Origin of the sequence: Sphingomonas bisphenolicum (genome assembly GCF_024349785.1) — a bacterium.
Lineage (GTDB): Bacteria > Pseudomonadota > Alphaproteobacteria > Sphingomonadales > Sphingomonadaceae > Sphingobium > Sphingobium bisphenolicum.
Window position 1 is genome coordinate 966,530 of record NZ_AP018817.1, and the last position, 25,111, is coordinate 991,640.

Consider the following 25,111-nt stretch of genomic DNA (forward strand, 5'->3'; position numbering starts at 1 on the left):
TTGCGCGCCGAGCGCGGTATCGTTGGCAGAGGCGAGGTTAGACAATGAAACTCCAATCTAGATGACGTACCGACGCGTGAGCGGATCGCGCACACACGTTGCTTCATATTCGCGATGCCAGAGGGGGTCCGCCTGCCGCAGCAGGGTCGCCGATCTTGGATCAGGGCGAAAGCGCAATAGCACGAGCGCCGGTGGTCTCCAATTCGTCCAGTCTGCACTCTGGCGCGCGGACCGGACGAAGCGCCGCAGCCAGCTCATGGCCACAGAGCCACGGGCGGCGTCATCATAGCCCGGACGGGCGATAACAGCAATGGGCATTTGCCGGGCGATGCCGCGCCAGTCGCGCCATCGGCCGAATTGGGCCAGATTATCCGCGCCCATCAGCCAGATGAAGCGGTTTTTGGGGTAGCGGCGGGTGAGCGCGCGCAGCGTGTCGATCGTGTAGCGGGTGCGCAGATGCCGCTCGATCGCGGTCGCGCGAATCGGGGCGCGGCGAGCGACGATGCGGGCGTGGGCGAGGCGGGCCGGGAGCGGGGCCATGCCTTTGGCGGGCTTGAGCGGATTGCCGGGGGATACCAGCCACCAGATTTCGTCCAGGTCCAGCGCGTCCTTCGCGAAGAGCGAGATGGCGCGGTGCCCGCCATGGGCCGGGTTGAAGGAGCCGCCAAGCAGGCCGATGCGTGTCATGCCCCCGCCATGCCAGCCTGAAGGCGGGGCGGCAATGGGGCCTATCGGCCGGGCGGCGTCAGCGGCCCCCGAAAGCCGGTTTCCGGGTCCGCCGATAGGGAATCTTGTCCAGTTTCGCCATCAGATCGGCAAAGGGATGATCCTGTCTGGACGGGGGCGCGCGCGACGTCGTTACGTCTGGCGCTTTGTCTTCGCGCCGCCGCAATGGACGGCGCAGGGTGATGGCTTTCCACATGGCACTCTCCGACCCGCGACTCTGTCAAATCCTGTGATTTGTTGCCGCTCATGAAGAAGAGACGCGGTCAGGCCATGCTTGTTCCTGTTTTAATGCATTCCGCCGCCGGCAAGGCTCGCGCCTCGTCGGTCTGGGCGTCGCGGGCCAGCACGTCGAGCGGCTCCATCGCCTCGATCTCCTTGCCGCCGGTTTCGATGTCGAGGTCGCGGAACTTGCGGCCGGTGGACAGGACGCGGCTTTCGAAGCTGCCGATGAAGCTGTTGTAGTTCGAGACGGCGCTATTGAGGCCGGAGCCGAGGCGCTTCAGGTGGGTCGCGGCGACGGCCAGGCGCTCATACAGCTCCTTGCCGAGCTGGCCGACCTGCTGCGCCTGTTCCTGCATCTTGGCCTGGCGCCAATGACCCGCCAGCGTGCGGGCGAGGGGGAGGAAGGTGGCGGGACCGCAGATGATGACGCGATTCTTGGCCGCGCGTTCCCACAGGTCCATGTCCGCTTCCAGCGCGGCGGTGACGAAATTGTCGCCGGGGACATACATGATGACGAAGTCGGGGGCCTTGTCGAACTGCTCCCAATAGGCCTTGCGCCCCAGCGCGTCGGCATGGGTGCGCATGGCGCGGGCATGGTCGAGCATATGGGCGTCGCGCAGCGCCGGATCGACCTGGTCGACGGCGTTGAGATAGGCGACCAGCGAGCATTTGACATCGACCACCATCTGCTGGTCGCCGGGCAGATTGATGACGAAGTCGGGCCGCATCCGGGTTTCAGAGCCATTGGCTTCGACCGCGACCGATACTTCTTCCCTGAAATCGACGAAGGGAGAGAGACCGGCGGTCTCGATGAGGTTCTTGAACTGCTGTTCGCCCCAGCGGCCCCGGGTCTTGGGCGCGGCGCGCAGCGCGTTGACCAGCTTGGCGGTTTCCTCGCGCACCTGGCCCTGGCCCAGATGCACCTGCTGCACCGCCTCGCGCAGTTCGGCATAGCTGCCGACCCGGTCCTTTTCGACGCGGGCGAGGCCCTCCTCATAGCGTTTGAGCGTGGTTTCGACCGGATTGAGCAGGGTCTTGAGCTGGGCCTCGCTCTTCTCGTTCGCTTGGGCGAAACGCTGGTCGGCGCGGGTCAGGAACTGGGTCTGGGCGGATTCGAGCAACTTGCCGCCGATTTCGCTGAACTGGGCGGAGAGCTGTTCCTTGGCGTCCCGGAGCGCAGCGATCTGCTGCTCGAAGGCCTGGGTGCGGGCCTGTGTATCGGACTTCAATCCGGCCAGTTCGCGCAGCGCGGCTTCGCGTTCGGCCTGGATGGACTCGATACGCTGGGCGGCGGCGGCCTGCAGGGCTTCGAGCCGCTGGTCGGCGGCCAGTTGGGCGGTTTCGAGCCGGGCGATGTGGGTCGCGGACTGATGGACGCGCTCCTGCTCCACCGCCAGTTCGGCGATGGCGCCGTTGCGCTGGCTGGTGGCGAGGTCCAGCTTGTCACGCAGTTCCGCCTTCTCGGCGGCCAGCGGGGCAAGCGCCTTGTCCTTGAGCAGCCAGCCGACCGCAAGGCCGATCAGCAGGGCGACGAGAATGAAGAGGGCGGCCAGGCTGTCCATGATAATCCTTGTTTGGAACGAAACGGGAACCTAGCGGGCCGGGACGGACGCTGCAAGTGTGAGACGGCGAGTGCGACAGTAGAAACGCCATGTCGAATTTAGATAGTTAGCTAACTATTGAAAATTCAGGCCGCCTGCGCGCTTGGCGCCGCGAAGCGGGCGCGATAGTCGCCGGGCGACAGGCCGACGAGGCGATGAAACAGCTTGCGGAAGGCGGCGGCGTCTTCATAACCGACGCTCCAGGCGATCTGGTCGATCGTGCGCTTCGTAAACTCCAGATGTTCGCGCGCCTTTGCGACGCGCAGATGCTGGACATATTCGATCGGCGTCATGGCGGTCGCCGCCTTGAAACGGCGCTGGAAGGTGCGTTCCTCCATACCGACCTGCGCCGCCATGTCGCCGACGCTGACGGCTTTGGCTTCCCGCGCGGCGAGCCAGTGCTGCGCCTTCAAAATCGGTTCGTCGCCATGGGTCATGCGCGGCATGAAGCGCGCAAAATGCTTCTGTTCGCGCCCGGCGCTGTCGATCAGCAGGAATTTGGCGGTGTCGAGCATCACCGTCGGGCCGAGCAGGCGGTCGACCAGCCGCAGGCCGAGGTCGGTCCAGGCCATCAGGCCGCCCGCGGTGATGATGTCGCCATCGTCGATCACGATGCGGTCGCAGTCCAGCTTCACATCGGGGAAGCGGGCGCGAAACGAATCGGCGAACCACCAGTGCGTCGTCGCCGCGCGGCCACTGAGGAGGCCGGTCGCCGCAAGCAGGAAGGCGCCGCCGCAATTGGAGGCGAGGGTCGCGCCGGCGGCGTGGCGATCGAGCAGCCAGCGGGCATAGGGTGCGGCCTCAACGGCATCGGGTATGCCGGTCAAGCGTCCGGGGACGAGCCAGATGTCGGGCGTACCGGCCAGGGCTTCATGCGTATCATGCACGCGGGCGCATCCGCCGTCAGCCTGCATGTGCCAATGGCTGACGCGCAAGGCGGGGCCGCCATGCTGCTGTGAAAATTGTCCGGCGATGGCGATCAGGTCGGTCATGCCATGGACCATCGCCTGCTGGCAGTCGCGGTAGAGGAGAATCCCGATTTCTGCCCTGGGGGGCTGCATCGCGTCCATGAGTGCCGCCTTTGTCGGAATCGGCCCGCTTAATGTCGGGACCGCCAATCCCGATCCTCGTCCAACTTCCCTAATTCTGCAAGCACAGGGCGTGAGAACGCTCTTCTAAGACAGAGAAGGGATTTCATCATGAGCAATTTCGTCACCACCAAGGACGGCACCCGCATCTTCCACAAGGACTGGGGGCCGCGCGACGGCCAGCCGATCGTCTTTTCCCATGGCTGGCCGCTGAGCGCCGACGCCTGGGACGCGCAGATGGTCTATTTCGCCGATCGGGGCTTTCGCACCATCGCCCATGACCGCCGCAGCCATGGCCGGTCGGATCAGGTCTGGGCGAACAACAATATGGACCAATATGCCGACGATCTGGCCGAACTGATCGAGGCGCTGGATCTGCATGAGGTCATACTGGTCGGCCATTCGACCGGGGGAGGCGAAGTCACCCGCTATGTCGGGCGCCATGGCACGGCGCGAGTCGCCAAACTGGCGCTGATCGGCGCGGTGCCGCCGCTGATGCTGAAGACCGAAGCCAATCCGGGCGGGCTGCCGATCGAGATATTCGACGGCATCCGCAAGGGGACGTTCGACAATCGCAGCCAGTTTTTCCAGGATCTGACCATCCCCTTTTACGGCTATAATCGGAAAGGCGCGGTGATTTCCGACGGCATCCGTGACGATTTCGTGCGGCAGGGGATGATGGGCGGACTGAAGGGCCAGCTCGACAGCATCCGCGCCTTTTCCGAAAGCGATTTCCATGCCGACCTGGCGAAGGTCGATGTGCCGACTTTGGTGCTGCACGGCGACGACGACCAGATCGTGCCGATCGGTGCGGCCGCCCTCTCCACCGTCAAGATCGTTACGCAAGCGGTGCTAAAAGTGTATGAGGGGGCCGATCATGGATTGACGGTCACGCATCAGGATCGGTTCAACGCCGACCTGCTCGATTTCATCAACGGCTGACATGTCCGACACCGTTCGGTTCGAGCGTGTCGAGAACCGTTTCTCGACGTCGCGCGAACCGAACGGGATGGACTCAAAGGAGACTTCCCATGACCAACGAAACCATTCTCATCACCGGCGCGTCGGACGGCATCGGCGCGGTCTATGCCGATCGCTTCGCCAAGCGCGGCGCGAACCTGATCCTCGTCGCGCGACGGGTGGGGAAGCTGGAGGCGCTGGCCGCCAGCCTGCGCGCCCAGACCGGCGTCGACGTCGAAGTGATCGCCGCCGATCTCGCCAAGGCCGACGACCTCGCCCGGATCGAAGCGCGGCTGCGGGACGATGACGCCGTCACCGGGCTGGTGAACAATGCCGGGATTGCGGGCGAACAGAGCTTCGTCGAGACGGACCCGGCCTATCTGACCGGGATGATCGACCTCAACATATTGGCGGTGACGCGGCTGTCGCGCGCGATCGCGCCGCGGCTGGCGGCCAACGGGGCAGGGACGCTGATCAACATCACGTCGGTCACGGCGCTGATGCCCGACGGCTTCACGGCGGTCTATCCCGCGACCAAGGCCTATGTGCTGGCCTTTACAGAAGCGTTGCAGGTCGAACTGGGGGCCAAGGGGGTGAAGGTGCAGGCGGTGTTGCCCGGGATCACCCGGACGGCGATCTGGACCGCCGAACAGATCGCGGGAATCCCGGCCGAGATGGTGATGGATGTCGAGGTGATGGATGTCGAGGTGATGGTCGACGCCGCGCTGGCCGGGTTGGACATGGGCGAGCCGATCACCATCCCGGCGCTGCCGGAGCGGGGCGATCTCGACGCCTATCTGGCCGCGCGGGGGACGTTGCGGCCGAACCTGTCGCGCAAGGATGCGGCGGGGCGGTATCGCGCCTGAGCCTCATCTTCCGTTCGGTTCGAGCGTGTCGAGAACCGTTTCCCGACGTCGCTCGAAACGAACGGATGTTGGAATCTAGGAGACATATCATGATCCTCGGTCTTTCCATTCCCGCTTTCATCGTCCTGCATGTCGCGATCAGCCTGATCGGCATCCTTGCCGGACTTGCCGCCCTGCTGGCGCAGGCGAAGGGGCGGTTCCTGCCTCGCATTCAGGCGCTTTTCCTCGCCACCACCCTGCTGACCAGCCTGACCGGCTTCCTCTTTCCCTTTCGCGGCTTCACCCCGGCGATCGGGGTCGGGATCGTCTCGACCCTGGTGCTGATCGTCGCTTTGGTGGTGCTATATGGTCTCAGGCTGCGCGGCCGGGCGCGGGTCGTCTACGCGGTGAGCGCGACCGCGGCCCTGTGGCTCAACCTGTTCGTGCTGGTGGTGCAGAGCTTCCTGAAGATGCCCTGGCTCCATGCCTTCGCGCCGACCGGGACGGAACCGCCCTTTCTGGCGACGCAGGGGCTGCTGCTGGTCGCGATGCTGATCCTGGGCGCGGCGATCGTCCGTCAGCCAAGCGTCGCGCGGAAGGCGGCGAGCCGTTCTATCGCCTGATCCAACGTCCGGTCCGTCTTGGAAAAGCAGAGGCGGACCAGATGGGTGACAGGCCGCGTCGGATAGAAGGCGCTGATCGGGATCGCCGCCACGCCGGCTTCATCGATGATGCGGTTGCAGAAGCTGACGTCGTCCAGCGCGATGCCCGATGCGGGCAGGTCGATCGACAGGAACCAGGTCGCGGCGCTGGGCTGCACCACATAGCCCGCCGCCGCGAGGCCCGCCGCCAGCCGGTCGCGCGACGCCTGATAGGCGGCGCGCTGGTCAGCGAACCAGGCGTCGGGATAGGCAAGCCCCTCAGCCACCGCCCATTGCAGGCCCGGCGGGGTGGTGAAGGTCAGGAACTGGTGGGCGCGGGCGAGCAGGGCGGCGATCGGCGGCGCGGCGCACATCCAGCCGACCTTCCAGCCGGTGACGGAGAAAATCTTGCCCGCCGACCCGATCTTGACGGTGCGGTCGCGCATTCCCGCAAGGCCCATGAGCGGGCGGTGGGGCAGGCCGTCATAAACGGTCTGTTCCCAGACTTCGTCGCAGATGGCGATGAGGTCATGGGCGACGCACAGGTCGGCGATCAGCGCCAGTTCTTCTTCCCGCAGCACGACGCCGGTGGGGTTCACCGGATTGTTCATCAGCAGGATGCGGGTGCGGGGCGTGATCGCCGCCGCCAGCGCTTCGCGGGTGATGCGCCAGTCGGGCGGGGTCAGTGTCACCAGCTTCGCCACGCCGCCGACCCGCTCCACCAGCGGCAGATAGGCGTCGTAGAGCGGGGCGAGCATCAGCACTTCGTCGCCCGGCTGCACCAGCGCCAGCAGGCTGGCGGCGATCGCCTCGGTCGCGCCGGAGGTGACGATCACCTCCTGCGGCGAGAGGTCGAGTTGCTGGTGGCGGGCATAATGATCCGCGACGGCCGTGCGCAGCTCGACGAGGCCCGCCATCGGCGGATATTGGCTGGATCGGGTCAGCAGCGCGTCGGCGGCGGCTTGCAGGACGGCATCTGGGCCGGGGCCTTCGGGGAAACCCTGCCCCAGATTGATGGCGCCCGTTTCCCGTGCGCGGGCGGACATATGTTCGAAGATGGTGGTCGACATGTCCCGATAGACGGGGTGGCCGAGGGGAGGGCGGGCGATCATGGATGCAGCTATAGCCTGTCGGGGGTGGCATCCCAAGTCAGGCGCGCAAGCGATCAGCGATCGGCAGGCTTGATCCCTGCGCTCGACCGGTGCCTGGTGCGCCCCGCTTCGGGTCCGTCATGCGGTCGCGGCTTTCGGCATCGGCCGGGTCCACCCCTCCGGCTTCGCGCTCGCCGCCAGGGCGGTCGAAACGCAGGAACAGGGGCGGCAGCCGCGTCCATATGATCGATAACGGCGCACCGCTTGCGTTGACGGGCATTATGCTCTTGATTGCAGCGCAGTGGCGCGAGCAAGGATGCAGTGACGCGGGCTGCGAATGTGGCTAGATCGTCCACTCAGGTTTCAACAACAAGGAAGACTATCGATGAACAACAGCGATCTTGCCGACAAGCTGGCCGGCGAAAACGGGATCACCAAGGCGGACGCGAAGAAGCTGGTCGATGGCCTGTTCGCCGCGATCGGCGATGCTGCGGCGCAGGGCGAGGAAATCTCGATCAACGGCTTCGGCAAGTTCAAGGTGAAGGACAGCCCGGAGCGTGAGGGCCGTAACCCCGCGACCGGCGAAGCGATGACCATCAAGGCGTCGCGCAAGCTCAGCTTCACGCCCGCCAAGGCGGTGAAGGACAAGCTGAACGGTTAACCCGAGACAATGCGCTTCGCCCGGCAGACCGGGCGAAGCGTCGTCCGTTCGCATCGGGCGGATGTTCATCGCGAAGGACATCCACCACCCGTCGGCGCATGTCGTCGATCAGCAAATATGTCCAGTCAGTGGATCATGCGTCATTCCGGCGCAGTTTCGATCCCTCGTGGAAAGTTCAGATCATTCCCACTCGATCGTGCCCGGCGGCTTCGAGGTGTAATCATAGACCACGCGGTTGATGCCCTTGACCTCGTTGATGATGCGGGTCGCGACGCGGCTGAGGAAGGCGGCGTCGAAGGGGTAGATGTCGGCGGTCATGCCGTCGGTCGAGGTGACGGCGCGCACGGCGCAGACGCTGTCATAGGTGCGGTGGTCGCCCATCACGCCCACGGTGCGGACCGGCAGCAGCACCGCGAAGGCCTGCCAGATCGCGTCATAGAGGCCGGCGCTCCGAATCTCCTCCAGATAGATGGCGTCCGCCTTGCGGAGAATGTCGCAGCGTTCCTTGGTGACTTCGCCGGGGATGCGGATGGCGAGGCCGGGGCCGGGGAAGGGGTGGCGACCGACGAAGATGTCGGGCAGGCCCAGTTCCTTGCCGAGTATGCGGACCTCGTCCTTGAACAGTTCGCGCAAGGGCTCGACCAGCTTCATGTTCATGCGTTCGGGCAGGCCGCCGACATTATGGTGCGACTTGATCGTGACCGACGGGCCGCCGGTGAAGCTGACGCTCTCGATCACATCGGGATAGAGGGTGCCCTGCGCCAGATAGTCGGCGCCGCCAATCTTCGCGGCTTCCTCCTCGAACACGGCGATGAATTCGCCGCCGATGAACTTGCGCTTCTTTTCCGGGTCGGTGAGGCCGGCAAGGCCGCCCAGGAAGCGGTCCTCCGCATTCACATGGACCAGCTTGATGCCATAATGTTCGCGGAACAGGCTGACCACCTGTTCGGCTTCGCCCAGCCGCATCAGGCCATGGTCGACGAAGACGCAGGTGAGCTGGTCGCCGATCGCTTCATGGATCAGGACCGCAGCGACCGCGCTGTCGACGCCGCCGGACAGGCCGCAAATGACCCGGCCTTCGCCCACCTGCGCGCGAATCTCCGCGATCTTGGTCGCGCGAAACTCCGCCATGGTCCAGTCACCGGCGAGGCCGCAGACATGGCGGACGAAATTGGCGAGCAACTTGGCGCCGTCGGGGGTATGGACGACTTCGGGGTGGAACTGGGTGGCGTAGAAGCGCTTGGCCTCGTTGGCGGTGATGGCGTAGGGCGCGCCCTCGCTGGTCGCGACCACTTCGAAGCCGGGGGCCAGGCTCGTGACCTTGTCGCCATGGCTCATCCAGACCTGATGCTTTTCGCCGGTGGTCCACAGGCCGTCGAACAGGGCGCAGCCCTGCTTCACTTCGATGAAGGCGCGGCCGAATTCGCCGCTTTCGCCGCCTTCGACATTGCCGCCGAGCTGCTGCATCATCGTCTGCTGGCCGTAGCAGATGCCCAGGATCGGAATGCCCGCGTCGAAGAAATGCTGCGGGGCGCGGGGGCTGTCCTCCCACATGACCGAGGAGGGGCCGCCGGACAGGATGATGCCCTTGGGCTGCATCCGTTCGAAGGCTTCGGCGGCGCTGTTGAAGGGGGCGATCTCGGAATAGACGCCGGCTTCGCGGACGCGGCGGGCGATGAGCTGGGTCACCTGGCTGCCGAAGTCCACGATGAGGATGGAATCCTGAAGGGGCAGCGTCATCGAATCGCCTTTATGTCGAGCGTGGGAAGGGATTCGCGCCCGGTTAGTCGCCCGGCCCCGATATGTCCAGTTGCGGCTTGAATTGCTGGCCCGCTCGCCAGCCGATCAGCGCCGCGAACGCCAGCACGGCGGCGGCGATGAGGAAGGCGCTGCCGATGAAGGGCAGGGTCGGTCTTGCCCCCACCGAGAGCGAATAGATGGCGCCGAAGAAGAGCGGCGAGACGATGCCGGCGATCGCGCCGACGCTGTTGTTCGCGCCCTGCAACTGGCCCTGTTCGGATTGCGAGACGTGCCGCGTCATCAGCGACTGGATCGTCGGCATGGCGAGGCCCCAGAGCGCATTGGGGAACATGGCGGCGATGAACAGCCAGCCGGTCGGGGCGAGGCCCATGGCCGCGACGCCGATCGCGCCGAAGCACAGCCCCACCACCATGGTGGTGCGGTCGCCCAGCCGCTTGACCACCGGGGCCACCAGCAGCCCCTGCACGGCCATGTCGAGCAGGCCCACCAGCGCCAGCAGGCCGCCCACCTGCCATGCGCCCCAGCCGTAGCGATCGCCGGCATAGAGGACGAAGATGGCGGAGAAGATGTGATGGGCGAAATAGAGCAGGAAATTGCCGACGGCGAGGCTGGACAGTTCCGGGTGCGAGCGCAGCAGGCGCAGCGCGCCGAAGGGATTGGCGCGACGCCAGCTAAACGCCATGCGCTTGTCCGGCATCAGCGATTCGGGCAGGACGAACAGGCCGTAGAGGAAGGCGAGGCCGGACAGGGCGGCGGCGGCCCAGAAGGGCGCGCGGTGGGAAATTTCACCCAGCACGCCGCCCAACAACGGCCCGGCGACGAAGCCGGCGCTGAAGGCCGCGCCGATGAGGCCATAGCCCCTGGCGCGCTCTTCGGGCGGAGTGATGTCGGCCATATAGGCGAAGGTGGAGGTGAAGCTGGACGAGGTGATGCCTGCCAGGATGCGGCCCAATGCCAGCCACCAGAGATTGGGTGCGAGCGCCATCAGCACATAGTCGAGCGACAGGCCCGCGACCGAGATCAGGATCACCGGTCGCCGCCCGAAGCGGTCGGACAGCGAACCGATCAGGGGCGAGCAGACGAACTGCATCCCGGCCCACAGCGCGACGAAGAGGCCGTTCCACATCCCGGCCGCCGTGTTGGAGCCGGACAGCGTTTCTATGAGCTGCGGCAGGACCGGGATGACGATCCCCATCGACATGACGTCGAGCAGCGCCGTGACGAGGATGAAGACGATCGCGGCGTTGCGGCGGGGCAGGGGCGGGGCGGACATGGCGGTGGGGCTATAGGGATGCGCGGGGGTTGCCAAGGGCGACGGTGCCGAAGTTCACGATGTTGTTCAGTGTCGGGAAGCAATCGTCGCTGAAACGCCGCTGCGAAGCCATGGTCGAGTAAGTGATGGATATCGGACGGGTCGCGCCGGTGCGCCAACGAGGCGGCCACCAAGTGCCGGTCCTGCATCAATGGTGCCAGACGGGCGGCGAGTGCCCATCCCGCTGGCAGGCAGTGCATGGCAGGAAATCGACATTCCGGCCGCATGACCGAGACTGGCAGACCCGGCTTACCGCATCGCGACGTCGCGGCTGAGATAGACTTCCGCCACCCGGCCGTTCTTCATCGCGCAGGTGAAGCGGCGCGAGACGCCGTCATTGGCGTGATAGCTGGTGCGGGTTTCGACATAGCCGTCGATATTATAGCCATCGGCCGTGGCGAGCGGCGTTTCCATGTGGCGCACCTCGGCATAGCCGCCCTCCCGCGCCTGCGCTTCGTCGCGGGCGGCAAGCGCGCAGGCGTCGGTCAGCGCGCCGTTCCCATCGTCGGCGCCCGCGATATCGGAGAAGTCGGCGTCGTCCCGCACGGGGGCGTCATCGCGGACGTCCGCGCCATAGTCGGTGCCGCTGCTGGGCGGGGGCGCGTCATATTCGCCGCCGGTGTTCGGATCGCGAACCCTTTTGTCCTTGTTCATGGAATTGGCGACGATCGCCACCGCGCCCACGATCGCGGCGACACCGATCGCGTCGCCCAGGCCGAAGCCGTCGCCGCGGCGATGATGCCGGTCCCAGCCGCCCTGATGGCCCCAGCCACCGCCGCCATAGCCGTAGCGCGGGCGGGCTTCGGCCGTCCCGACGCTGCCCAGCAGCAGCCCCGCGCCCACCAGCGCCCCGGTCATCCAGCGAGTCTTGGTCCCGATCATGCCTGCGTCTCCATGCGATGAATGGGGCTATAGCCGCGATCGGCTGTCGCGCGGCTGAACGGCGGTGGCGCCCGTCCACCGGCCTTGCCGGTCCCCCCGCGGGACTATCAATCCGGCCTGGCCTTGATCTTCAATCCGGTGAAATAGGCCGCGAAGCTATAGCTGTCGGCATATTCGTCGATCAGCTTGTCGACCGGCTTGCCCGACCCATGGCCCGCCCGGCTTTCGACGCGCAGCAGGCGGGGGCGGGCGCCAAGGTCGGCGGCCTGAAGCGCGGCGGCATATTTGAAACTGTGGGCGGGGACGACGCGGTCGTCGGTGTCCGCGGTGGTCACCAATATCGCGGGATAATCCTTTCCGCCCAATATGTTGTGATAGGGCGAATAGCCGTAGAGCAGCGGGAAATCGGCCGCCTTTTCAGGCGATCCATAATCGTCGATCCAGTAGCGGCCCGCGGTGAAGCGGTCGAAGCGCAGCATGTCCATGACGCCCACGGCCGGCAGCGCGGCGGCGAACAGGTCGGGCCGCTGATTGACCACGGCGCCGACGAGCAGCCCGCCGTTCGAGCGGCCCTCGATCGCGAGGCCGTTCTGGGGGGTGAAGCCGTTGGCTTTCAGATATTCGGCCGCGGCGATGAAATCGTCGAAGACATTCTGTTTGTTCGCGCCGCGCCCGGCATCGTGCCACGCCTTCCCATATTCCCCGCCGCCGCGCAGATTGGCGATGGCATAGGCGCCGCCCTGTTCCAGCCAGGCCATGCGGGTCGCCGAATAGCCGGGCGTCAGCGAAATGTTGAAGCCGCCATAGCCGTAGAGGATGGTCGGCGCGGCGATCGCGCGATCGGCCAGCGCCTTCTTGCGCAGGATCGTCATCGGGATCAGCGTGCCGTCCTTCGAAGGGTAGAGGCGCTGTTCGATGCCGAAATCATTAGGGTCGAAGGGCAGGTCGGGCTGGGCGAAGATCTGGCTTTGCAGGCTGCTGGTGTCGAAGCGGTAGATGCTGGACGGGGTGACGAAGCCGGAGAAGCTGAAGAAGGTTTCGGGGTCGCCTTCCCGCCCGCCAAAGCCCGCCGCGGTGCCAAAGCCCGGCAACGGCACGTCGGTCACTTTGCGCCCGTCCAGTTCGACCAGTTCGGCCACGGTCTGGGCGTCGCTCATATAGGCCAGGATCATGCGGTTGCCGACCAGCGACCCGCCGGCCAGCGTCTCCGGCCGCTCGCGCACCAGCGACTTTGGTCGCTGGCGCGGGCGCGATGCGTCCAGCGTCACCACCCGCATATGGGGGGCGTGATCGTCGGTCAGGAAGAAGAGAGTCGTCCCCTTGCTGCCGATCAGCCGCCAGTCCTGCGCCGGTCCCTTGACCAGCAGGCGAGGCTTGATCGGACCGCCGGTGAGTTCCGCGACATGGAGTTCGCGGCGGGGGTCTATGCCCTGAAAGGAACTGATGATCAGCCAGCGGCCGTCGCCGGTCACCTGCGCCTGGTGGCTGAGCGCGGGCCGGTCGGGCGTGGCGTAGACGAGCTGGTCCTGGGCCTGGGCGGTGCCGATGCGGTGATAATAGAGCTGCTGGTCCTCGCTGGCCGACCGGAATGCCTCGCCATCCTGGGGCGCGGCGAAGCGGGAGTAGAAAAAACCCTCTGCCCGGCCGTCCCAGGCGATCTGGGAGAATTTCACCCATTCGACGCGGTCGTCCAGCACTTTGCCGGTATCGACGTCGAGCAGCTTGAGCGTGCGCCAGTCGCTGCCGGCCTCCTGCACTGCGAAGGCGAGGGTGCGGCCGTCGGGGGAGGGGGTCCATTCCGCCAGCGCGCTCGCGCCATCCTTCGCCCAGTCATTGGGGTCGAGCAGCAGCCGTTGCGGGCCGTTCAGCCCTTCGCGGACATAGAGCGGGGTCTGGTTCTCCAGCCCCTTGTTATAGCCATAGAAATAGCGGCCGCCCGCCTTGCGCGGCACGGTGTAGCGGCCGTGCGAGAGCAGCGCCTGCATCCGGCCCTTGAGCGCCTCGCGGCCGGGGAGGTCGTCGATATAGCGGCGGGTGAGGGCATTTTCCTGGCCCACCCAGTCGCGCACCGCAGGGTCGGCGCGCAGGTCGTTTTCGAGCCAGCGATAGGGATCGGCGACCTTCACGCCGAAATGATCCTCGACCAGGTCGAGCCGCCTGGCGACGGGATAGCGCAGGGCGTCGGACGCCTTCAGGCCGCCCGCATCGATGGCGGCGCCCTCCGGCCCCGCATAAGCGGGGCTGGCCGCCAGCAGCAGCGGCAGCAGGATCAGGGCAGCGACGCGCATCCTCTCTTTCGACTCTTTTCCAAACGACAACAGGCCGTGGCTCCCTAGAGAGCCACGGCCTGTTGGTAAAGCGCCAGTCCCTGAATGCGGGACTGGTCGGATCAGGCGTCTTCCTGCTCGTCTTCCGCGCTGAAGACCGGACCGCTGTCCTGGCCCTTGGCGCTGACGTCGCGGTCGACCAGCTCGATGATCGCCATCGGCGCCGCGTCCGAGGCGCGGAAGCCGGCCTTGATTACGCGGGTATAGCCGCCGTTGCGGTCCTTGTAGCGTTCGGCCAGGACTTCGAACAGCTTGGCGAGCTGCGCGTCGTCCTTCAGGCGGGCGTCGGCCAGACGACGGTTGGACAGGCCACCCTTCTTGGCGAGCGTGATCAGCTTTTCGACGTAGGGACGCAGTTCCTTGGCCTTGGCGACGCCGGTCAGGATCTGCTCATGCTTGATGAGCGACGCGGCGAGGTTGCGCAGCAGGGCGGTACGATGACCGGTGGCGCGCTGCAGCTTACGATGACCAACTCTATGACGCATAATGCATTCCTTCGTTCGTTAAGGGACCGTGCAAGGTATCCCAGACCAGGCGGCGAATAAGGGGCGCCGCCCAAAACCCCGATAAACCAGCATCCGTTCGCTTCGAGCGTGGCGAGAAGCGTCTTGCGCGAGCTTCCCGTTTCTCGACTTCGCTCGAAACGAACGGCAGTCTGGCTTTAACCCAGCAGCTCCTGTTCGAGCTTCTTGGCCATTTCCTCGATATTTTCCGGCGGCCAGCCGGGGATGTCCATGCCCAGGCGCAGGCCCATGGACGACAGCACTTCCTTGATTTCGTTCAGCGACTTGCGGCCGAAATTGGGGGTGCGCAGCATCTCGGCTTCGGTCTTCTGGACCAGATCGCCGATATAGATGATGTTGTCGTTCTTGAGGCAGTTGGCCGAGCGGACCGACAGTTCCAGTTCGTCCACTTTCTTGAGAAGATAGCGGTTGATCTGGTTGGTGTCGCTTTCGCCTTCCGAAGCCGCAGCGGCGGTGTGACCCGCAGCAGGGGCGGCGGCGGGCAGCGCGTCTTCGAAGTGGACGAACAGCTGGAGCTGGTCCTGCAGGATACGGGCGGCATAGGCCACCGCGTCTTCCGGCGTGACGGTGCCGTCGGTCTCGACGGTCAGCGACAGCTTGTCATAGTCCAGTTCCTGGCCGACGCGGGTGTTGTCCACCTTGTAGGCGACCTGACGGACCGGCGAGTAGAGCGCGTCGATCGGAATGAGGCCGATCGGTGCGTCCGCCGGGCGGTTGGCGACGGCGGGGACATAGCCCTTGCCGACATCCGCGGTCAGTTCCATGTTGAGCGTCGCGCCCTGGTCCAGATGGCAGATGACCAGATCGGGGTTCATCACTTCGATGTCGCCCACGACGCTGATGTCGCCCGCCTTCACCACGGCCGGGCCGGTGGCGGAAAGCTGCAGCCGCTTGGGGCCTTCGCCTTCCATGCGGAGCGCGACCTGCTTGATGTTGAGGACGATGTCGGTCACGTCCTCGCGCACGCCGGCCAGCGACGAGAATTCATGCAGGACGTTCTCGATCTTGATCGAGGTGACCGCCGCGCCCTGGAGCGAGGAAAGAAGAACCCGCCGCAACGCATTGCCGAGCGTCAGGCCGAAACCGCGCTCAAGCGGTTCGGCGACGAAGGTCGCCTTGCGCTTGCCGTCGCTGGTCGGCTTGATTTCGAGGGCGTTGGGCTTCTTCAATTCCTGCCAGTTCTTCATGTTGACAGTCATGTAATTCCCCTGGGGATGTGGCCGAAACGCTTATCATCCTGGACCCGACAGGACGTTGCGGCCGATGTAGACGGGTAACGGGCGGCGCGTCCGCCGCCCGCATATCGCTCAGCCGCTGTTAGACGCGGCGACGCTTGGACGGACGCACGCCATTGTGCGGGATCGGCGTCACGTCGCGGATGGAGGTGATGTGGAAGCCGACGGCCTGCAGCGCGCGCAGAGCCGATTCACGGCCCGAACCGGGGCCCTTCACTTCGACTTCGAGCGTGCGGACGCCATGTTCGGCGGCCTTGCGGCCGGCGTCTTCGGCGCACACCTGGGCGGCGTACGGGGTCGACTTGCGGCTGCCCTTGAAGCCCATCATGCCGGCCGAGGACCACGAAATCGCGTTGCCCTGGGCGTCGGTGATGGTCACCATGGTGTTGTTGAAGCTGGCGTTGACGTGGGCCACGCCGGCCGAGATGTTCTTGCGTTCGCGGCGCTTAATGCGCTGGGGTTCGCGTGCCATTTTGAGTTCTTCCTACAAAATCTGCTAGGCCTAGGCCGCGCCTTGTCGATGGCTGCCTCCGGCGGAGTAAGGCTGAAAACAGTCCCCCGGACCGTTTTCCCGGCGCCTTACTTACTTCTTCTTGCCAGCGATCGGCTTCGCCTTGCCCTTGCGGGTGCGCGCATTGGTGTGCGTGCGCTGGCCGCGGACCGGCAGGCCCTTGCGATGACGCAGGCCGCGATAGCAGGCCAGATCCATCAGGCGCTTGATGTTCATCGCGGTTTCGCGACGCAGGTCGCCCTCGACGGACAGGTCGGCGTCGATGGTTTCACGAATCTGCAGCACTTCGGCGTCGGACAGGTCCTGCACGCGGCGGCTGTGATCGATGCCCAGCTTGTCGGCGATGTCGACGGCGGTCTTGCGACCGATGCCGTGAATGTAGGTCAGCGCGATGATCACGCGCTTGTTGGTCGGGATGTTAACACCCGCAATACGTGCCATGGTAATAGTGTCTCCTGCTCCACAGGGCCGACCGGAGTCGTCCCTATCTCAAAGCGTCCGAGCCGGTTTTCCCTGGCGAGGAAAAACGGCCAATTACATAACCCCGGGACGCAAAAAAGACGGCCAGTGCCAAAAGCACCGCCGCTCGCCACGTTCAGGGGAAGGGGGCCATTAGCGATTCGGCGGAAAATAGTCAATTGCCATGCGGCCGGACGCAGCGGTTCGGCGGCTCGACCCTTTTCGGGTTGAGCGTCCGGCAAGCGTCCGGCATGGAAGGCTATGCGTCTCATCCCATCCTTCGCCGCGCTCGCGCCCTTTCTGATCCTGCTTGGCTCCTGCGTCGGCCCCGGCGCCGACCGGCCGGTGGCGCGCCCTGCGCCAGCGCCCGTGGCGGGGCGACCCGTCCGGCCTGCGCCGACGCCTGCGCCCCAGGCGCAGCCCGCGCCGGTCGCAACGGAATGGCAATATCGGCCGGTCGCGCCGGGCAACTGGACATATCGCGCCGAAGCGGCGGGGGCGTCCGCGACATTCGGTTCGAGCATAGCGGACGCGCAACTGACGCTGCGCTGCGACCGCGCCAGCCGCCGGGTCAGCCTGGCGCGGGCGGCGGTTGGGGCCGGGGGTGGCCAGGGCGCGCTGATCGTGCGGACCAGCTATGGCGCAGCGAGCTGGCCGGCGACGGCATCCGGTGGCGCGGTGCCGCATCTGGTCGCTTTTCGCGCTGCATCTGATACCGGCCTCGACCAGCTTGCCTATAGCCGCGGCAAGATCGCGGTGGAGGCGGCCGGGCAGCCGCCGTTGATCGTCCCGGCCTGGGCCGAAATATCGCGCGTCATCGAGGATTGCCGGGGTTGAACCGTTCGGCGTGATCGGCGCCGAAGCAGGACGCGAAATTATGATTCGAAAAAAGAAAATTACAAGTCTTGATCATGTCTCTCGTCTGATTCACAGTCCGTCTCGTGGCCGATCAGAGGGTACACTCGAAGCCGGTCACGCGGGCTTCAACTAGCGAAAGGAGGTGATCCGATGTCTCATGGTTCAGCATTGGGGTCGGTTCAGTCCATTCGGGAAACGCGCCGCTGAGCGACGCCTTAGCGTCGATCCCTTCACCAGAGACTGTGAGCGCCAATAGACAGGCCGTGTCTCCGGGCGGGCGATAGCGCGACAATCCGTTTTCCTTGGGCGGTGCTTCCGGCCGCTGACCATGCACATGATGGGCCGTCGGGCTTTGACCCGGCGGCCCCTCTCATGCTTGTATGATAGGGCGGGGCGGCGGCCTCGCTTCTCAAGGCCGCCCCCTCTCCGTTAGCGTTCCAGCCCCTTCGCCTTGCCCCAGGCGCGCGCGGCGGTATAGCCCAGATAACCGGTGCCGAAGAGCGCGTAGAGCGGTTCGGGGAGCGCGCCCAGATAGGCGCGCATCCCCGCGATGATCGCCGCCGCCGTGGCCGGATGGATGCCCGCGACCAGCCCCATCGGCACCGACCAGAGCAGCAGCGCATACATGACGTAAAGAAAGGCGGGTCGCGCGCGCCTTGCCCAGGGATCGGTCGAGTCGGGGTCGGTGTCCTGCTGCATCGTCACCTCCCTTAACCGATCCGGTTGGCGAGCCAGCCGTAGAGAAAGGCTTCGTTGGCTGGACGCTGCTCCGCCAAGGCGACATAGCGTTCGCCCTGCAACGCCTCCATCGCCTTGAGCAGGACCTTGTCGCCGGACGCGCCGCGCAAGGTGCGGAACGCGCGCAAGGCGGCCAGCGTCCGCGCGCCGATCGCCCGGTCCACCTTGATATCGGGATAGTCCTGCTGGTTGCGGTTGAGCGCGTTGAGCGCGCGCTGGAGGAAGCCGGTCGCGGTCGCGACGCCCATATTGACGCCGGTGTCGAACAGTTCCGCCGCGATCGGCCAGCTCATTTCCGCGACGAAGGCGTAGCCGGGCCGGTCCCAATAGAGGCGGCGGTAGATGCCCTCCGCCATGGCACGCGGCATCGCCTGCATCTCGCCGGCATAGCCATTGGCGCGCGCTACGCCCAAGGTGATGCCCATGTTGGTCGGGCCGCCGCGATCGGCAGGGTGATTGCTGTAGCCGCCTTCGCGGGCGATGACCTCGTCGATCAGGTCGTGAATGTCCATATTCGCCTCCAGTCAGGAAAGAGGCGAATCATTTATCCCATATGGTTCGTTGTAGGACAGCGGGAAATATGCGGTGCGCGGTGCGCGCAGGTGTCTGCGCGCCTGCAGGCGCGACCAAGCGGTCGGCTTTACGGCCGACTCACGTCATTATTGGAAATGCTTGATGGCCTCCCGCGCTTGCGCTTGGGAGATTTTCGGGCGTCCGTCCCCCGGACGGCCGCTTTTCCGAAAATCTTGGTCGGGACGAGAGGATTCGAACCTCCGACCCCCACACCCCCAGCCCGCCTTTTTGATGGTTCCTAATGCTCCGAAATTAAACGATAAACCTTGAAAAATGGGGTCTTTTCTGCCAGTCTGCTGACATCTCTGGTGGTGCAGATTGTCCCGTTATGTTCCGCTCTGTTGCAACAAGTTGCACCACCAGTGCACCACCAGAACGATACGATTCGGGATTTAATTTTTGGCAGGCGAGGCCGGAATTATGCGAACTGCTTTGACACAATCCATGGTCGATAAGTTTCCCATATCGGTTAAGGTCAAAGATTATAGGGATGCCCGGCTGAAAGGCTTGATCCTGCGCGTAACGCCCGCCGGTGTGAAGTCATTCTATTGCGAATATGCGCGGGGCAAGCGGGTGTGGCTGGGCAGGGCCGATGCGGTGGGTTTGTCCGAGGCCCGCGAAAGCGCCCGCGTCATACTCTCTGAAGTCTATCGCGGCATTGATCCTATCGAAGCTCGTAAGCCCAAGCGGGAGGTGCCGACCTTCCGCGCTTTTCTCGATGGCGACTATGGGCTTTGGGCCAGGGCCAATCAAAAAGCGCATAAGCAAAACCTCAACCGGCTTGCGACCGCGTTCAAGGTCCTGCTGGACAAGCGCCTTGATGCAATCACCCCTCTGGATGTCGAACGCTGGCGTGGAGGCGAGGTCGAACGCGGGTTGAGCCTCGAAACCATCAACCGGGATATTTCCTCAATCAAGGCTGCGTTCAACCGCGCGGTGGAATGGGAGTTGCTCGGGACCAATCCGCTCGCCAAGGTCAAGAAATCGCGTACCGACGATTGCCCCAAGGTCCGCTATCTCTCCTACGACGAAGAGGCCCGCTTGCGTGCGGCGCTCGATGCTCGGGAAGAGCGCCGCTGCGCCGAGCGCGATTCGGCTAACCGTTGGCGGAGCGAACGCGGGTATGAATTGCTGCCGAGCCTGCGGCAGTTGGCCTTTACCGACCATGTGAAGCCGCTGATTCTGCTCTCGATCAACACGGGCTGCCGTCGCGGTGAACTTTTCGATCTCACCTGGTCGAATGTGGATCTCGACCGGCGTATTCTGACCGTGACGGGTGCAACCGCGAAATCGCGGCGAACGCGCCATATCCCGCTCAATCGGGAGGCCATGTTCGTTTTGCAGGGCTGGCGCGCGCAAGCGGAGAGCACCGACGGGCTGGTTTTTGTCAACGACGCGGGCCAGCGGTTTGATCGCGTCAATTTCTCGTGGCGGCATTTGCTCAAGGATGCGGGCATCACCGCGTTCCGCTGGCACGACATGCGCCACCATTTCGCCTCGCGGCTGGTAATGGGCGGGGTCGATCTCAACACCGTGCGCGAACTGCTTGGGCATAGCGATTATGCGATGACGCTGCGCTATGCCCATCTCGCGCCCGAACATAAGCTGAAAGCCGTGGAAGTGCTGGTCAGCACCTCGCCATTTGCAGCGGCGGCATGATGCTGCACGCGGATTGACCTTGTTGGCAGATTTGACTACATATGGCGAAATCACGTAACACGCTCCGCACTGTCTCTTGGATCAAGGCGGCGCGAAGAGATTTTGAGGCGTTCCCTGCGCGTGCCATGGATCGGGCATTGGATGCCCTGACCGTGGTCGCCGATGGCGGAACGCCGGACATTGCCAAGCCGCTTGCCGGTCTGGGTGCCGGTGTGTGGGAATTGGCGATCAAAGAGCGCGGCGACGCCTTTCGGGTCGTCTATGCGCTACAAATGGGCGACGACATTTGGGTGGTTCATGCCTTCCAGAAGAAATCGACCAAGGGAATTGCGACGCCGCGCCACGAGATCGATCTCGTGCGCGAGCGGATCAAGCGGCTGAAGGAGATGCTCGATGGCTGACCATGGTGACGATTTCGAACTGATTCGCGGTTCGGGCAATGTCTTTGCCGACTTCGATCAGCCCGATGCCAGCATTCGGCAGTTTCGTGCGATCCTTGCCGCTGAAATCGTCAAAACGCTCGATGCCGAGCGGCTGACGGTTCGGGATGCCGAAGCGCGCACCGGCATATCGGCCGCCGATTTTTCGCGTATCCGCCAAGTCAAACTGGAGCGATTCACCATCGACCGGCTGTTACGGATCCTCGACCGGCTCAACCGGGACGTTCGGGTGAAGATTTCCGTCGCGCCGCGTGCGGGTGGAAAGCGGGCTTCGATATCAACGCTTGCTGCCTGAAACCAATTAGCCGCGATCGAAGGGAGCTGCCCGCGCATGGGGTTGGTGGGTGGGACAAGCGAAGGGGCCGCCCCTTCTTGGGGCGGCCTCATCAAAATAATCTACGCCGCTTTCTCGATCGCTTTTGTGGGCGCCAGTTGGTGCAGATAGGCAACGGCGCGTTCGGCATGGGCGGCGGCTTGCACGATGGCGCGGGTGTCGTTTTGCAGCACCTTGATCCAGCTTGCGATGTAGCTGGCATGATCGGGGCGCGGCTCGATACAAAGCCCAAGATCGGCGGCCAGGAAGGCAGCGCCTAATTCCGCTACTAATTCCTCCCGTGCATACCCTTCATCTCCCCACTTCTCGCGCCCGAATGAGCGATCAAGGCGGCTCTTGTGCCGAGTCCAATGGACAGTTTCATGCCCCCTCGTGGCGAAATAGCCGTGGGCATCATGGAAGGCGACGAAAGGTGGAAGCTGGATGCGGTCGGCTGATGGGATGTAATAGGCCTTGTCGCCGCCATGGTTCACGGTTGCGGGGATGCTGGCAAAGAATGTCTCGGCGGCTTCGATGCGCTCCATCTCCGGCGCGGGCTCCGGTATGATATGGAATCGTTCGGGCAAGCCGTCGATCTGCGCCACGTTGAACACGGTATAGGTCTTCAGAAAACGGAAGCCCTGTTCCCGATCCTCCCCACTGGCATCGTCATGCACGGTCTTGGTGCTGTCGCCATAATAGACCACGGTTGCGCCATGCTCCCCTTTGCGCACCTGCGCGCCCAAGGCTTGCGCCTGCTTGTAGGTCATCCATGACGGGCTGACGAAACCGGATGCCTGCGCCTCTATCCACAAAAGAAGAACGTTGATGCCATGGTAGGGCTGGCCGGTGGCGCGCAAGGGGCGAGCCTGACCGGACTTGGCGATGTCGCCGCCGCTCCACGGTTTCAGCCAGGGGCGGGTGCCTTGCTCAAGTTCGGCCAGGATGCGGTCGGTGATACGGCTGTGAGGGTCTTGCTTGCCGGTGTTCTGGGTCATGATGTTACTCCCTTCCAATCCGCGCAGCGGGACATGCCGCGCATGACCCCTGCCGACCCGGCGAGGGGCGGAGAGAGTGGGGGCAAGGTCCGGTGCCGGGGGTGGTGCGGGCGCAGCGAAGCGAGCCACGGCCTCAAAGCGGCACCTTGCAGGGAGAGAGAGGCAGAGCCTCTTTCTCCCTCCGGAACTGTGGAAAGGGTGCGCCGCTGGCGGCGCTCAATCGTGAGCTTAGGAAGCCATTCTACAATCGATGCACAGAAGCCGTCCTGCGGCACCGTGCCAGGGCACGCGTCATATGATATTCGACGCCACTGTAGCCGATGCCGACCTGCGCGGAGATCTCCGCATAGGTCATGCATTTCAGGCGGTGCATGAGGAAGATGCGGCGGGTCTTGCGTGGCATGGCCAGCAGTGTCCGTCGATAGACCCTCCGGATGTCTCCCTCCTCGATTCTCCAGGGCTGCTCGGGAGGCGCCGGTGCATCCCGGCCTTCGTCGATGGGACAGGTGACGATGTGTGCCGACGCCCTGCGACGCGCGTGGCTGATAAGAAGGTTGCGCGCGCATCGGGTGAGATAGGCTGGCGGATTCTCGATGTGTTCGACAACGCCCGCAGCAAACAGCTTCACGAAGACCTCCTGCGCGAGGTCGGGGGCATCGTCCCCTCCCACCCGCTTTCGGAAGAAACGCAGGACCCGCGCATATTCTGCCCGGTAAAGTGCCTCGAAGGCAGCCGGGGAACGGGAGGGGGTCATTGCCTTGCCTCCCGACGTTCGCGTTCATTCAGGGGCGCGTCGCGCGAGGCGCGGTAGAGCGTGATGCCCGCCTCGATGCGATCGAGGATGAAGGTGTCGCGCTCGATCCTGGCGATGCGGATGTCGGCCTTGGAGAATACATCGATATCGACCGCGCAACGATTGCACAGTTCGCTGTCGATGACATCGTGCGCCCGCTGCCAGCAGCGCTCATCCTTGAAGGCAGGATGGTTGACGACGATCCAGAATTCATAGTCCGAGAACTGGATCGTATGCCGATCTTCGTACCATGATCGGCGCGCATAGGGACCGATAAGGATGATTCGCCTGATCTTCCCCGGCTGGGGTGCCTGAACTCGTTCGGGCTCGAAACAGGCGCGGATGATCCGCGCGATGCGTTCGATCTCGTTCTGTTTGCGCCGGACCAAATGGTTGACGCGCGCCATCACCACTTCGCGCGCGTAAACGTCGGTAGGGGGTGTCATTTGCAGCTCGCACACCGGCGATCCGCGCATTCGGGCGCGGATAGTGCAAGCGGTGTCCACTGTGCGCCGCCATCGCGGCTTGCAGCAACTGCCCGACCTTGGCGGCCGGACCTACATGATGCCTGGCAGGATTATCCTCGAGATGGCCGCCAGTCCTTCCATCCCGTGCCGTCGAATATGCCAGAAAGGAGGGGGCCGGACAAGACGGCGGGCGGAATCGCTATTTCCCCGCGGCGGCCTCCAGTTCCGCGATCCGTTCCGAGCAGACCTGATGGACGACGCGGCCAAGTTCCTCGACCCGTTCACCGAGCCATGCCAGTTCTTCCGTGCTGATCCGGTAGTGCCGGGAATAGCGGGCCTTGGTGTAAGCCTCTTTCAGCTTCTGGAACATGGCGCGTTCGCGACGTGTGGCTTCTGGCCAGATGCCGTAGAGGCGGCGATCCAGCCCTTCGGCCAGCGACCGCAGGAAGGCGATGTTGTGGTTGTGGGGCGCGTAGAAGGTCAGGGTGAGGAGCAGGCCCTGATATAGACCTTCAACAGCTTGATGCAGATTGAAAGCGGCCTTTTTCCAGCTGCGTCGCTCCATACAAAATTTATAGATCTCGAGTTGCTCTGCCGCGCTGGCGACATGCTCTTCGAAATACTCTCTCGCCGTCGTCAGCGCCTGCTGGGGTGTCTTTGGCTTGGGCGTCGCCAGTTCGCTACCGTCCGTCTCGTAGAGCGCAATCCCGTCCTTGGCGACTTCCATAAAGAAGACGCGCCCATGGGCGAGGCCGTCATTCACCTCGTGCAGCGAATGGACGATGAAATTGACCGGCGTGCGCAGCGTCTTCTCGATCGTGTAGGCCCGGATCAGCCGCTCTTCGGCCTTGGCCCAGTATGCCGCCCGGTCGGTCAGTTCCTTCTGGCTGACGATGATGAAGATATCGTAGTCGGACTTGTACTGGTTTGCCGACAGTGGCGCATCGACCCAGTCGCCCCGCGCGTGGCTCCCAAACAGCACGATCTTGAGGATGCGCGCGCCCTTGCGAGGCCCGGTGGCATTCCCGATTGCGTCACAAAATTCTTCGAAAATGACCTCGACGATGCGCTCAAGCTCGCGCTGCTTGGCCGCAGGAAGATGGTCGATATCAGTGCGCATTGCCAAGATTCTTTCGGCATTCGCTGTTGTTTGGCAAGCGCAATCGTTGCAAGGCTATGGCTTAATGATCAAACCGTTCGAAACCCCTTGTCCGCAGTCCATTCATCGGGAAGGCGGAGTATGAACGACTGGGGCTGGGACTTTGCTGCCGTTCGCAGGCGACATTTCGGACGGCAGCTCCTGTCGGGAACGGACGTCCGGCGTTAAGGCTACCGACGTCTCAGAACGACGCGAGCTGGGCCGGAAACGGGCTGTCAGCTTCTAACCGCTCAGATGCGGGAAGCGACATTAGCTCGGCTGGCATTT

27 protein-coding genes are annotated in these 25,111 nt (G+C 64.4%); 8 read left to right on the forward strand and 19 right to left on the reverse strand.

Annotated features, from left to right (window positions below; translation table 11 throughout):
- Positions 1-57: 57 nt before the first annotated feature.
- The 3 genes from SBA_RS04740 to SBA_RS04750 all read right to left on the reverse strand — a co-directional run bounded on the left by SBA_RS04740 (position 58) and on the right by SBA_RS04750 (position 3,619).
- Positions 58-687 (reverse strand): nicotinate-nucleotide adenylyltransferase, encoded by a 630-nt coding sequence (locus SBA_RS04740; protein WP_261936069.1) that lies wholly within the window; start codon positions 685-687, stop codon positions 58-60.
- A gap of 302 nt (positions 688-989) precedes the next feature.
- On the reverse strand, positions 990-2,510 hold the full coding sequence (gene rmuC / locus SBA_RS04745; RefSeq protein WP_261936070.1) for a DNA recombination protein RmuC: 1,521 nt from the start codon (positions 2,508-2,510) through the stop codon (positions 990-992).
- Positions 2,511-2,635: 125 nt separating this feature from the next.
- Positions 2,636-3,619: a GlxA family transcriptional regulator gene (locus tag SBA_RS04750; RefSeq protein WP_261936071.1), complete on the reverse strand. Its 984-nt coding sequence runs from the start codon at positions 3,617-3,619 to the stop codon at positions 2,636-2,638.
- 129 nt (positions 3,620-3,748) lie between these two features.
- On the opposite strand from SBA_RS04750, the gene SBA_RS04755 reads away from it, so the two are divergent.
- The 3 genes from SBA_RS04755 (at position 3,749) to SBA_RS04765 (ending at position 6,065) form a co-directional block, all read left to right on the forward strand.
- Positions 3,749-4,579 (forward strand): alpha/beta fold hydrolase, encoded by an 831-nt coding sequence (locus SBA_RS04755; protein ID WP_261936072.1) that lies wholly within the window; start codon positions 3,749-3,751, stop codon positions 4,577-4,579.
- 89 nt (positions 4,580-4,668) lie between these two features.
- Complete coding sequence (locus SBA_RS04760; protein ID WP_261936073.1) at positions 4,669-5,463, forward strand: SDR family NAD(P)-dependent oxidoreductase; 795 nt, start codon at positions 4,669-4,671, stop codon at positions 5,461-5,463.
- Positions 5,464-5,552: 89 nt separating this feature from the next.
- Positions 5,553-6,065 carry a hypothetical protein gene (locus tag SBA_RS04765; protein ID WP_261936074.1) on the forward strand — a complete coding sequence of 171 codons (513 nt, stop codon included), beginning with the start codon at positions 5,553-5,555 and terminating at the stop codon, positions 6,063-6,065.
- On the opposite strand, the gene SBA_RS04770 is transcribed toward SBA_RS04765, so the two are convergent.
- Both SBA_RS04770 and SBA_RS04775 read right to left on the reverse strand, forming a co-directional pair.
- Positions 6,020-7,195, reverse strand: coding sequence for an aminotransferase (locus SBA_RS04770; protein WP_261936075.1), 1,176 nt, complete (start codon positions 7,193-7,195; stop codon positions 6,020-6,022). The genes SBA_RS04765 and SBA_RS04770 overlap by 46 nt on opposite strands.
- 37 nt (positions 7,196-7,232) lie before the next feature.
- Positions 7,233-7,454 (reverse strand): hypothetical protein, encoded by a 222-nt coding sequence (locus tag SBA_RS04775; protein WP_261936076.1) that lies wholly within the window; start codon positions 7,452-7,454, stop codon positions 7,233-7,235.
- A 105-nt stretch (positions 7,455-7,559) separates the two neighbouring features.
- On the opposite strand from SBA_RS04775, the gene SBA_RS04780 reads away from it, so the two are divergent.
- Positions 7,560-7,835 (forward strand): HU family DNA-binding protein, encoded by a 276-nt coding sequence (locus SBA_RS04780; protein WP_224548130.1) that lies wholly within the window; start codon positions 7,560-7,562, stop codon positions 7,833-7,835.
- A gap of 180 nt (positions 7,836-8,015) precedes the next feature.
- Here the strand turns inward: SBA_RS04780 and guaA are convergent, their stop codons facing one another.
- The 8 genes from guaA to rpsM all read right to left on the reverse strand — a co-directional run bounded on the left by guaA (position 8,016) and on the right by rpsM (position 16,828).
- Positions 8,016-9,575 carry a glutamine-hydrolyzing GMP synthase gene (guaA, locus tag SBA_RS04785; RefSeq protein ID WP_224548104.1) on the reverse strand — a complete coding sequence of 520 codons (1,560 nt, stop codon included), beginning with the start codon at positions 9,573-9,575 and terminating at the stop codon, positions 8,016-8,018.
- A 43-nt stretch (positions 9,576-9,618) separates the two neighbouring features.
- Positions 9,619-10,869 (reverse strand): TCR/Tet family MFS transporter, encoded by a 1,251-nt coding sequence (locus SBA_RS04790; RefSeq protein ID WP_261936077.1) that lies wholly within the window; start codon positions 10,867-10,869, stop codon positions 9,619-9,621.
- A gap of 288 nt (positions 10,870-11,157) precedes the next feature.
- Positions 11,158-11,790: a hypothetical protein gene (locus SBA_RS04795; RefSeq protein WP_261936078.1), complete on the reverse strand. Its 633-nt coding sequence runs from the start codon at positions 11,788-11,790 to the stop codon at positions 11,158-11,160.
- 107 nt (positions 11,791-11,897) lie between these two features.
- Positions 11,898-14,078, reverse strand: coding sequence for a prolyl oligopeptidase family serine peptidase (locus tag SBA_RS04800; protein WP_261936079.1), 2,181 nt, complete (start codon positions 14,076-14,078; stop codon positions 11,898-11,900).
- A 101-nt stretch (positions 14,079-14,179) separates the two neighbouring features.
- Positions 14,180-14,602 carry a 50S ribosomal protein L17 gene (gene rplQ / locus SBA_RS04805; protein WP_224548099.1) on the reverse strand — a complete coding sequence of 141 codons (423 nt, stop codon included), beginning with the start codon at positions 14,600-14,602 and terminating at the stop codon, positions 14,180-14,182.
- 176 nt (positions 14,603-14,778) lie between these two features.
- Positions 14,779-15,840 (reverse strand): DNA-directed RNA polymerase subunit alpha, encoded by a 1,062-nt coding sequence (locus SBA_RS04810; RefSeq protein WP_224548098.1) that lies wholly within the window; start codon positions 15,838-15,840, stop codon positions 14,779-14,781.
- Positions 15,841-15,958: 118 nt separating this feature from the next.
- Positions 15,959-16,348 (reverse strand): 30S ribosomal protein S11, encoded by a 390-nt coding sequence (gene rpsK, locus SBA_RS04815; RefSeq protein WP_004208752.1) that lies wholly within the window; start codon positions 16,346-16,348, stop codon positions 15,959-15,961.
- Positions 16,349-16,459: 111 nt separating this feature from the next.
- On the reverse strand, positions 16,460-16,828 hold the full coding sequence (rpsM, locus tag SBA_RS04820; RefSeq protein WP_066606530.1) for a 30S ribosomal protein S13: 369 nt from the start codon (positions 16,826-16,828) through the stop codon (positions 16,460-16,462).
- 279 nt (positions 16,829-17,107) lie between these two features.
- On the opposite strand from rpsM, the gene SBA_RS04825 reads away from it, so the two are divergent.
- Positions 17,108-17,683: a hypothetical protein gene (locus tag SBA_RS04825; protein ID WP_224548097.1), complete on the forward strand. Its 576-nt coding sequence runs from the start codon at positions 17,108-17,110 to the stop codon at positions 17,681-17,683.
- Between the two features lie 450 nt (positions 17,684-18,133).
- On the opposite strand, the gene SBA_RS04830 is transcribed toward SBA_RS04825, so the two are convergent.
- Both SBA_RS04830 and SBA_RS04835 read right to left on the reverse strand, forming a co-directional pair.
- Positions 18,134-18,403 carry a 3TM-type holin gene (locus tag SBA_RS04830; protein ID WP_224548096.1) on the reverse strand — a complete coding sequence of 90 codons (270 nt, stop codon included), beginning with the start codon at positions 18,401-18,403 and terminating at the stop codon, positions 18,134-18,136.
- An 11-nt stretch (positions 18,404-18,414) separates the two neighbouring features.
- Positions 18,415-18,954, reverse strand: a complete 540-nt coding sequence (locus SBA_RS04835) for a glycoside hydrolase family 108 protein (RefSeq protein ID WP_224548095.1) — start codon at positions 18,952-18,954, stop codon at positions 18,415-18,417.
- A 505-nt stretch (positions 18,955-19,459) separates the two neighbouring features.
- Here SBA_RS04835 and SBA_RS04840 point away from each other — a divergent pair.
- Genes SBA_RS04840 through SBA_RS04850 form a run of 3 tightly spaced genes read left to right on the forward strand, consistent with a single transcriptional unit; the run spans position 19,460 to position 21,409 of the window.
- Entirely contained in the window at positions 19,460-20,674 is a 1,215-nt protein-coding gene (locus SBA_RS04840; protein WP_261936080.1) for a tyrosine-type recombinase/integrase, read from the forward strand.
- A gap of 41 nt (positions 20,675-20,715) precedes the next feature.
- On the forward strand, positions 20,716-21,075 hold the full coding sequence (locus SBA_RS04845; protein ID WP_224548093.1) for a type II toxin-antitoxin system RelE/ParE family toxin: 360 nt from the start codon (positions 20,716-20,718) through the stop codon (positions 21,073-21,075).
- Entirely contained in the window at positions 21,068-21,409 is a 342-nt protein-coding gene (locus tag SBA_RS04850; RefSeq protein ID WP_261936081.1) for a helix-turn-helix domain-containing protein, read from the forward strand. Before SBA_RS04845 ends, SBA_RS04850 begins: the two co-directional genes overlap by 8 nt.
- A gap of 101 nt (positions 21,410-21,510) precedes the next feature.
- Here the strand turns inward: SBA_RS04850 and SBA_RS04855 are convergent, their stop codons facing one another.
- From SBA_RS04855 to SBA_RS04870, 4 genes are all read right to left on the reverse strand, one after another.
- Positions 21,511-22,425 (reverse strand): ArdC family protein, encoded by a 915-nt coding sequence (locus SBA_RS04855; protein ID WP_261936082.1) that lies wholly within the window; start codon positions 22,423-22,425, stop codon positions 21,511-21,513.
- Between the two features lie 241 nt (positions 22,426-22,666).
- Entirely contained in the window at positions 22,667-23,179 is a 513-nt protein-coding gene (locus tag SBA_RS04860; RefSeq protein ID WP_224548090.1) for a sigma-70 family RNA polymerase sigma factor, read from the reverse strand.
- Positions 23,176-23,664: a hypothetical protein gene (locus SBA_RS04865; RefSeq protein ID WP_261936083.1), complete on the reverse strand. Its 489-nt coding sequence runs from the start codon at positions 23,662-23,664 to the stop codon at positions 23,176-23,178. The genes SBA_RS04860 and SBA_RS04865 overlap by 4 nt, the downstream gene beginning before the upstream one ends.
- Positions 23,665-23,884: 220 nt before the next feature.
- Positions 23,885-24,805 (reverse strand): HEPN domain-containing protein, encoded by a 921-nt coding sequence (locus tag SBA_RS04870; RefSeq protein ID WP_261936084.1) that lies wholly within the window; start codon positions 24,803-24,805, stop codon positions 23,885-23,887.
- Between the last annotated feature and the right edge of the window lie 306 nt (positions 24,806-25,111).